The sequence below is a fragment of the Xenophilus azovorans DSM 13620 genome (genome assembly GCF_000745855.1).
Classification (GTDB): Bacteria; Pseudomonadota; Gammaproteobacteria; order Burkholderiales; family Burkholderiaceae_C; genus Xenophilus; species Xenophilus azovorans.
This window is the reverse complement of record NZ_JQKD01000096.1, coordinates 1-8,850: the sequence shown is the minus strand read 5'-3', so window position 1 is coordinate 8,850 and position 8,850 is coordinate 1. Positions and strand designations below refer to the sequence as shown.

The following is an 8,850-nucleotide window of genomic DNA, read 5'->3' as shown; positions in this document are numbered from 1 at the left end:
AATCGTCACCACCAAGCGGCAGGAACTGCAGATCGCCGATGCCGCCTTATCTGCCGCTCGGGAAGATATTGTCCGGGCACGCTCCGACCGCGAAGGACTCGTCGCGCAGCGGAGCAATCTGCGCCTGATCGCGCCGGTCGACGGTGCAGTCGCCGTGCGCGATGCCGATCCCGGCACGACCATCGTCGCGGGCCAGGCCGTGGTGGAAGTGATCGACCCCAAGAGTTTGTGGATCAATGCGCGCTTCGACCAGATCAGCGCATCGGGGCTGGCTGGGGGGTTGCCGACTCTTATCGTCCTGCGTTCGCGTGGTGGCCAGACCTTGAAAGGTCGCGTGCTGCGGGTGGAACCCAAGGCCGACGCGGTAACCGAGGAAACGCTTGCCAAGGTGACATTCGATAACAAACCAGAACCTTTGCCACCGGTGGGTGAACTGGCCGAAGTCACGGTTGACTTGCCGGCGCTCCCGGCCGCTCCACTGATCCCCAACGCTGCCGTCCAGCGTGAGGGCGACAAAGTTGGTGTCTGGCAAATCGTGGATGGTGATCTGCATTTCTCCCCGGTCAAGCTCGGCACTTCCGACCTCAATGGTTACGTGCAGGTGCGCGAAGGGCTCAAGAATGGGGACCAGGTTGTGACCTATAGCGAAAAGGCACTGACGGCGCGCAGCCGCATCCATGTGGTCGACCATATCCCAGGAGTGTCACGATGATCAGCCTGGCCGGCCGCGACATTCTCCATGCCTGGGGAAAATTCGTCTTCACCGGCATCGGTCTGGGTCTGCTGATCGGCGTCACCCTGGTCATGGCTGGGGTGTACCGAGGCATGGTGGACGACGGCAAGGCGTTGCTCGACAACAGTGGCGCTGACCTTTGGGTGGTGCAAAAGGATACTCTGGGTCCTTATGCGGAGTCGTCCAGCCTCAACGATGACGTGTATCGCGCCATTCTCGCCATGCCGGGAGTCTCACAGGCAGCGAACGTGACCTACCTGACCATGCAGGTACGCAAGGGCGAGAGTGATGTACGCACCATGGTGGTCGGCATCGCGCCCGGTGCGTTGGGGGCTACACCCGGATGGCCTCCTTATCTCGTCGCTGGACGCCAGATCACGCGCGGTCACTACGAGGCGGTGGCCGACATCGCCACCGGCTTCAAACTGGGAGATCGTCTTGCCATTCGCCGAAATCATTACACCGTCGTGGGGCTGACACGGCGCATGGTGTCGTCCAGCGGCGACCCGATGGTATTCATTCCGCTCAAGGATGCCCAAGAGGCTCAGTTCCTCAAGGACAACGACGCCATTTGGCAAAGCCGGCGTCGCACCGAAGCCAACCCGGCCTTCAATCGACCCGGTGTTACTGGTTTGCTGGATGCCGTGATTGCTTCACAGAGCACCAACGCGTTCGTCAATGCAGTGCTGGTCACTCTGAAACCTGGTCATGCGCCGGACGAGGTTGCCGAATCCATCCGGCGCTGGAAACGTTTGACGGTCTACACACGGGCACAGATGGAAGACATCCTCGTCGGCAAGTTGATCGCCACGTCGGCCAAGCAGATCGGCATGTTCTTGGTGATTCTGGCCATCGTTAGCGCGGCCATCGTTGCCTTCATCATCTATTCGCTGACGATGGACAAAATCCGCGAGATCGCGGTGTTGAAGCTCATCGGCACACGCAACCGAACCATCGCCGCGATGATCATGCAGCAGGCGCTCGCCCTGGGCGTGATTGGTTTCGTGGTCGGCAAGATCACAGCCACTTTCTCAGCGCCCCTGTTTCCCAAGTACGTACTGCTGATGCCGTTCGACTCCATCGCCGGTTTTTTCGCCGTGCTCGTGATCTGCGTTCTAGCCAGCATCGTCGCCATTCGCATGGCACTCAAGGTCGACCCGGCCGAAGCCATTGGAGGTTGAGATGAGTGGCAAAGGCATTCGCATCGAAGGTTTGAGAAAACGTTATGGCGAGGGCGATACCGCGGTCAATGCCTTGAAAGGCGTGGACATGCAGGTGGCACCCGGCGAGGTGGTGGGCCTGATTGGCCCTTCCGGGTCCGGCAAGAGCACGCTGCTCAAATGTCTGGGCGCGGTGATTGATCCGACCGCCGGTCGCATGACGCTGGGCGATGAAGTGATCTACGACGATGGCTGGAAAGTCCGCGACTTGCGCGCCTTGCGGCGCGACAAGATCGGTTTCGTTTTCCAGGCACCATACCTGATTCCGTTTCTCGATGTCACCGACAACGTGGCGCTACTGCCGATGCTCGCAGGCGTCGCGAATGGGGAGTCGCGCGCGAAGGCACTGGAACTGCTCACCGCGCTCGATGTGCAACACCGGGCTCGCGCCATGCCCTCGCAACTCTCCGGTGGCGAGCAGCAACGGGTCGCCATTGCGCGAGGTTTGGTCAATCGCCCTCCGGTGATCCTGGCTGATGAGCCCACAGCTCCACTAGACAGTGAGCGCGCCATGGCTGTAATCCGCATCCTCAATGACATGGCTCGGAAGTTCGAGACCGCCATCATCGTCGTCACCCATGACGAAAAGATCATCCCCACTTTCAAGCGCATCTACCACATCCGCGACGGTGTGACCCATGAGGAAGCTGGCGAAGGGCGGGAGTTCGAATGAGAGAACGATTGAATTACAGGAGAATTTCATGACCCACCGCAAACACAGCCACGCATTTGGAACTATCACCCTGACCGTTACGGCCTGCCTGCTTTTATGGGGTTTTCAGTTGCCAGCTTGGGCTGGTGACGCTACCCAGGTTGAGCCACTGGCGCTACGCAAGATCATGCAGGAACTCGGGCGCAACATGCAGGCTATTACCGGTGCGATTTCGCAGGAGGAATGGGTTCAGGTCGTTCAGCTCGCCCCAAAAGTTGCTGCACACCCCGAGCCACCGCTTACTGAAAAAATGCGCATCCTTGCTTACCTCGGCGCTGATGCGACCAAGTTCAGAAACTTTGACGCGCAGACTCACGAGGCGGCGCTGGCCATGAAGCTGGCTGCTGCGAGCAGCGACGGCAAGGCGGTGATCCAATCATTCGCCCACGTGCAGGAAAGCTGCTTGGGCTGCCACCAAGCTTTCCGTAAACCTTTCGTGGAGCATTTTTATGGAGCACGCTAAAACATGCCAGCGCCCCATCAGCCTCGAAAGACGGCTTGCGGCAACTTACCTGGTAGCTGGTCTGGTCACCGCCGGTCTGGCCGGTTGCGCCGCCGGCCCTGATTTTCAGCGTCCCACCGCACCCGATGTGGCTCGCTACACTGCAACACCGGTGGCTGATAGAACCGCGTCCGCTCCCACGCAGTTCGGCGAAACACAACGTCTAGTCGAAGGGCTTCCGATCGAAACGCAATGGTGGCAAAGCTTGGGTTCATCCACACTCGACGGACTGATCAACGAAGCTTTCCATGTCAGCCCGACGCTGGCGAGCATCAGCGCCAATTTGCGACAGGCGCAGGAGCTTCTTGCCGCACAGGCGGGCTCGACGCAATATCCACAGGTAGATGTCGCACTGGGATCTCAGCGCCAGCAAATGAGTCCCAGTAGCCAAGGGTTGAGCGGAGACGCACGTCAATTCAGCCTCTACAACGCCAGCGTTGGCGTGCATTACAACCTCGATCTGGCTGGCGGCAACCGGCGCGCACTCGAAGCCTTGGCTGCTCGCGCCGACTACCGTCGCTTCGAACTGAATGCTGCGCGCCTGGCCCTTGCCGGCAACATGGCAACCGCTGCCATTACCCGAGCACGCCTCGCCGCGCAACTAGAAGCCACTACTGCCATTTTGCGCGTGCAGGATGAGCAACTGCGCCTAGCCCATGAACGCGTGCGTATCGGTCAGGCCTCACCTGATGAAGCGTTGAGCCTACAAGCTCAGGCGGAGCAAACGCGGGCAGAACTGCCTGCGCTGCGTAAACAACTGCAACAAACCGAACATCTACTGGCGGTGCTAGCCGGTCGTGCCCCAGGCACGGGTGGCATCCCGGCCTTCACTCTGGCCGATTTCACTCTGCCCGTCGAGATGCCGCTCGTCGTGCCCTCAGAACTGGTGCGCCGCCGACCGGATATCCAGGCGTCAGAGGCGCTGTTGCATGCGGCCAATGCAGACTATGGTGTGGCTGTCGCCAAGCTCTACCCACAGATCAACCTGAGCGCCAACCTTGGCTCTCAAGCGCTGACCACCGGTACCCTGTTCGGTGGTGGCTCGGCAGTGTGGGGCCTGGTTGCGCAGCTCACCCAGCCTCTTTTTAATCCAGGGCTACCCGCTGAAAAAAGAGCGGCGCTCGCCGCTTTTGATGCCGCCGCAGCCAATTACCAGAGCGTCGTATTGGAGTCTTTGCGTAACGTCGCCGACACCCTGCGCGCGGTGGAAAGCGATGCACAAACTTTGACTGCCCTCGCTGCCGCTGATATGGCTGCACAGGCCTCCTTGCAGTCGGTCGAGCGGCAATACCGGCTGGGCGCGGCCAGCTACCTGCAACTGCTCATCGCGCAGCAACAGGCACAGTCAATCCGGATCAATATGGTTGCGGCCCAGGCACAACGCCTAGTCGATAGTGTTGCTTTATATCAGGCCCTGGGAGGTGGTGTCAGTTAAGGCTATGCCCTAACCTGATGTCAGATGTTGAGCACAAACAACGTCAGAGTAGAGTGTGAATTTATATTTATTGACACATTCAGTCAAGGGTAATAGATTTCATCCTGACATTTTTACCTTTGGAGGCATCTTGCAAGGTCAACGTATCGGCTACGTCCGCGTCAGCAGCTTCGACCAGAATCCTGATCGACAACTGGAACAAATAGAAGTCGGCAAGGTATTCACCGATAAGGCTTCAGGCAAGGACACACAACGTCCCGAACTTGAAAGGCTGCTGGCCTTCGTCCGCGAGGGCGACACCGTGGTGGTGCATAGCATGGACAGGTTGGCACGCAACCTTGATGACCTGCGCCGCATCGTCCAAGGGCTGACACAACGGGGCGTGCGCATGGAGTTCGTCAAAGAAGGGCTGACGTTCACCGGCGAGGACTCACCGATGGCCAATCTGATGCTGTCGGTCATGGGAGCCTTTGCTGAGTTCGAGCGCGCCCTGATCCGCGAACGTCAGCGCGAGGGAATCGTGCTGGCCAAGCAGCGCGGTGCCTACCGGGGACGAAAGAAATCGCTGAACAGCGAACAAATTGCCGAGTTGAAACGGCGAGTTGCGGCAGGCGACCAAAAAACCTTGGTGGCCCGTGACTTCGGCATCAGCCGCGAAACCTTGTACCAGTACCTGCGGGAAGACTGACCATGCCACGCCGCTCAATCCTGTCCGCCACCGAGCGCGAAAGTCTGCTGGCACTGCCAGATGCCAAAGACGAACTGATACGGCACTACACGTTCAACGAAACCGACCTGTCGGTGATCCGTCAGCGTCGCGGCGCCGCGAATCGATTGGGCTTCGCCGTGCAGCTTTGCTACTTGCGATTCCCTGGCATCTTCTTGGGCGTCGATGAACCTCCATTTCCGCCCCTGCTGCGCATGGTGGCCGCACAACTCAAGGTGCCGGTGGAAAGCTGGAACGATTACGGCCAGCGCGAGCAGACACGGCGGGAGCACTTGGTCGAGCTGCAAACGGTGTTTGGATTCAAGCCCTTCACCATGAGTCACTACCGGCAAGCCGTGCATACACTGACCGAACTGGCCTTGCAAACAGACAAAGGCATTGTGCTGGCCAGCACCCTTGTTGAAAACCTGCGGCGGCAGAGCATCATCCTACCCGCCATGAATGCCATCGAGCGCGCAAGCGCCGAGGCCATTACCCGTGCCAACCGGAGCATCCATGCGGCATTGGCCGATTCCTTGATACCTGTCCATCGCCAGCGCCTGGACGAACTGCTCAAGCGCAAGGATGGTAGCAAAATGACGTGGCTAGCGTGGCTGCGCCAATCGCCCGCCAAGCCGAACTCGCGCCACATGCTTGAACACATCGAACGCCTCAAAGCCTGGCAGGCGCTTGACCTACCTGCTGGCATCGAACGGCAGGTACACCAAAACCGCTTGCTCAAGATCGCCCGCGAGGGCGGCCAGATGACGCCCGCCGACCTGGCCAAGTTCGAGTCGCAGCGGCGTTACGCCACCTTGGTAGCACTGGCCATCGAGGGCATGGCCACCGTCACTGATGAAATCATCGACCTTCACGACCGCATCATCGGCAAGCTGTTCAATGCGGCCAAGAACAAGCATCAACAGCAGTTCCAGGCTTCCGGCAAGGCGATCAACGACAAGGTGCGGATGTATGGGCGCATCGGTCAGGCGCTGATTGAAGCCAAACAAAGCGGCGGCGATCCGTTCGCCGCCATCGAAGCGGTCATGCCGTGGGACACCTTCGCCGCCAACGTCACCGAGGCGCAAACGCTGGCGCGGCCTGCCGATTTTGATTTCCTGCACCATATCGGCGAGAGTTACGCCACGCTGCGCCGCTATGCGCCGCAGTTCCTGGACGTGCTCAAACTGCGCGCCGCGCCCACCGCCAAGGGTGTGCTCGATGCCATCGACGTGCTGCGCGGCATGAACAGCGACAGCGCGCGCAAGGTGCCCGCCGATGCGCCAACCGCATTCATCAAGCCGCGCTGGGCAAAGCTGGTTCTGACCGACGAGGGTATTGACCGGCGTTACTACGAGTTATGCGCCCTGTCGGAGCTGAAGAACGCACTGCGCTCTGGTGATGTTTGGGTGCAGGGTTCGCGCCAGTTCAAGGACTTCGACGAATACCTGGTGCCGATCGAGAAGTTCGCCACCCTGAAGCTGGCCAGCGAATTGCCACTGGCCGTGGCCACCGACTGCGACCAATATCTGCATGACCGACTGGAATTATTGGAGGCGCAACTCGCCACAGTCAACCGCATGGCGGCGACCAACGACTTACCGGATGCCATCATCACCACTGCATCGGGCCTGAAGATCACGCCGCTGGACGCAGCGGTGCCAGACGCCGCGCAAGCCTTGATTGACCAGTCGGCGATGTTGCTGCCGCACCTCAAGATCACCGAGTTGCTGATGGAGGTCGATGAATGGACGGGCTTCACGCGCCACTTCACACACCTGAAGACCGGCGACACGGCCAAGGACAAAACCTTGCTGATGACGACGATTCTGGCTGATGGTATCAATCTTGGGCTCACCAAGATGGCCGAGTCCTGCCCTGGCACCACCTACGCCAAGCTGTCTTGGCTGCAAGCCTGGCACGTTCGCGACGAAACCTATTCGACGGCGCTGGCCGAGCTGGTGAACGCACAGTTTCGACAACCCTTCGCCGGAAACTGGGGCGACGGCACCACGTCATCGTCGGACGGCCAGAACTTCCGAACCGGCAGCAAGGCAGAGAGCACCGGGCATATCAATCCGAAGTATGGAAGTAGCCCTGGGCGGACGTTCTATACCCATATCTCCGACCAATACGCGCCCTTCAGCGCCAAGGTGGTCAACGTCGGCTTGCGCGACTCGACCTATGTGCTCGATGGCCTGCTGTACCACGAGTCTGACTTGCGTATCGAGGAACACTACACCGACACGGCGGGCTTCACCGATCATGTGTTCGGCCTGATGCACTTTCTGGGATTCCGGTTCGCGCCGCGCATCCGCGACCTGGGCGACACCAAGCTGTTCATTCCCAAGGGCGATACTGCCTACGATGCACTCAAGCCGATGATTAGCAGCGACAGGCTGAACATCAAGGCTATTCGCGCTCATTGGGATGAAATCCTACGGCTGGCCACTTCGATCAAGCAGGGCACGGTGACGGCCTCGCTGATGCTGCGCAAGCTCGGCAGCTATCCGCGCCAAAACGGCTTGGCCGTCGCCCTGCGCGAGCTGGGGCGCATCGAGCGCACGCTGTTCATTCTGGATTGGCTGCAAAGCGTGGAGCTGCGCCGCCGCGTCCATGCGGGGCTGAATAAGGGCGAGGCGCGCAACGCGCTGGCCAGGGCGGTCTTCTTCTACCGATTGGGTGAAATCCGCGACCGCAGTTTTGAGCAGCAGCGCTACCGGGCCAGCGGCCTCAATCTGGTGACGGCGGCCATCGTGTTGTGGAACACGGTCTATCTGGAGCATGCCACCAGTGCTTTGCGTGCCCACGGCAAGGCGCTGGACGACACGTTGCTGCAATATCTGTCACCGCTGGGGTGGGAGCATATCAACCTGACCGGCGATTACCTATGGCGCAGCAGTGCCAAGGTCGGTGCGGGGAAGTTCAGGCCATTGCGACCGCTGCCACCGGCTTAGCGTGCTTTATTTTCCGTTTTCTGAGACGACCCCTCCATCAACGGTGGGACTTGGGCGTCGGAGAACCCGACCACTGAGACAGTGGCGAGGGCCCACCCTCGTGGGTTTGCGAGTTGCTGAATGGCACCGTCATAGGCCCCAAGCTTGGTGAAGGCAAGAGCCTTGGTGGAATCACGGCTGGACGTCCAGGCAGTACGCAAGCACTTGCTTGCAATCCACGCGGTATAGCCAGACGCGAACAGCTTTAGGCCAAATTGCCCGCCAGCAGGAATCTCATAGGCAACCGCGACTAGCACGGAGCTGGTAGTGACGACGATGGAGAAGCCAAGACTGGTGCCGAGCGTGTAGCCAAGCGCTCCCCTAACTCCGTACGTCGCTCCAAGATACAAGCTGTACAGGGAGCTTGTCGATGGTCCAACGGTATTGGCTACGACGAAGAGTAAGAGTGGATCCAACGGAGTCACTTCCCACAGGCGCAGCCATCTAGGCCAAATACTGTTCAGATACGAAGCACCGGCACTGGCTGATGCCGCAAATGGAGCGCTGCGCCGCGATGCCGAACATTGAAGTTGCTCATCTTGCGCT

General features: G+C 59.8%; 8 protein-coding genes. 7 read left to right on the top strand and 1 reads right to left on the bottom strand.

The features are described from left to right. From Q392_RS32345 to Q392_RS25730, 7 genes are all read left to right on the top strand, one after another. Window positions 1–712: efflux RND transporter periplasmic adaptor subunit (locus Q392_RS32345; protein WP_157008283.1), on the top strand; the 712-nt coding region annotated here is incomplete at its 5' end. Then, entirely contained in the window at window positions 709–1,914 is a 1,206-nt protein-coding gene (locus tag Q392_RS25750; protein WP_003056108.1) for an ABC transporter permease, read from the top strand. The genes Q392_RS32345 and Q392_RS25750, both read left to right, overlap by 4 nt. A gap of 1 nt (window position 1,915) precedes the next feature. Continuing rightward, window positions 1,916–2,626, top strand: coding sequence for an ABC transporter ATP-binding protein (locus tag Q392_RS25745; RefSeq protein WP_003056107.1), 711 nt, complete (start codon window positions 1,916–1,918; stop codon window positions 2,624–2,626). Window positions 2,627–2,654: 28 nt separating this feature from the next. Next, window positions 2,655–3,128 (top strand): cytochrome c, encoded by a 474-nt coding sequence (locus Q392_RS25740; protein WP_003056106.1) that lies wholly within the window; start codon window positions 2,655–2,657, stop codon window positions 3,126–3,128. Then, the gene (locus Q392_RS32340) at window positions 3,115–4,602 is read left to right on the top strand and encodes an efflux transporter outer membrane subunit (RefSeq protein ID WP_003056103.1); all 1,488 of its coding nucleotides are present in this window, start codon (window positions 3,115–3,117) and stop codon (window positions 4,600–4,602) included. Before Q392_RS25740 ends, Q392_RS32340 begins: the two co-directional genes overlap by 14 nt. A gap of 130 nt (window positions 4,603–4,732) precedes the next feature. Next, window positions 4,733–5,290 carry a recombinase family protein gene (locus Q392_RS25735; protein ID WP_001162010.1) on the top strand — a complete coding sequence of 186 codons (558 nt, stop codon included), beginning with the start codon at window positions 4,733–4,735 and terminating at the stop codon, window positions 5,288–5,290. A gap of 2 nt (window positions 5,291–5,292) precedes the next feature. Then, window positions 5,293–8,265 (top strand): Tn3 family transposase, encoded by a 2,973-nt coding sequence (locus tag Q392_RS25730; RefSeq protein ID WP_038215085.1) that lies wholly within the window; start codon window positions 5,293–5,295, stop codon window positions 8,263–8,265. Here the strand turns inward: Q392_RS25730 and Q392_RS32335 are convergent. After that, a partial coding sequence (locus Q392_RS32335; protein ID WP_245610821.1) for a hypothetical protein occupies window positions 8,262–8,850 on the bottom strand: 589 nt, incomplete at its 5' end. The two genes, Q392_RS25730 and Q392_RS32335, sit on opposite strands and share 4 nt — an antisense overlap.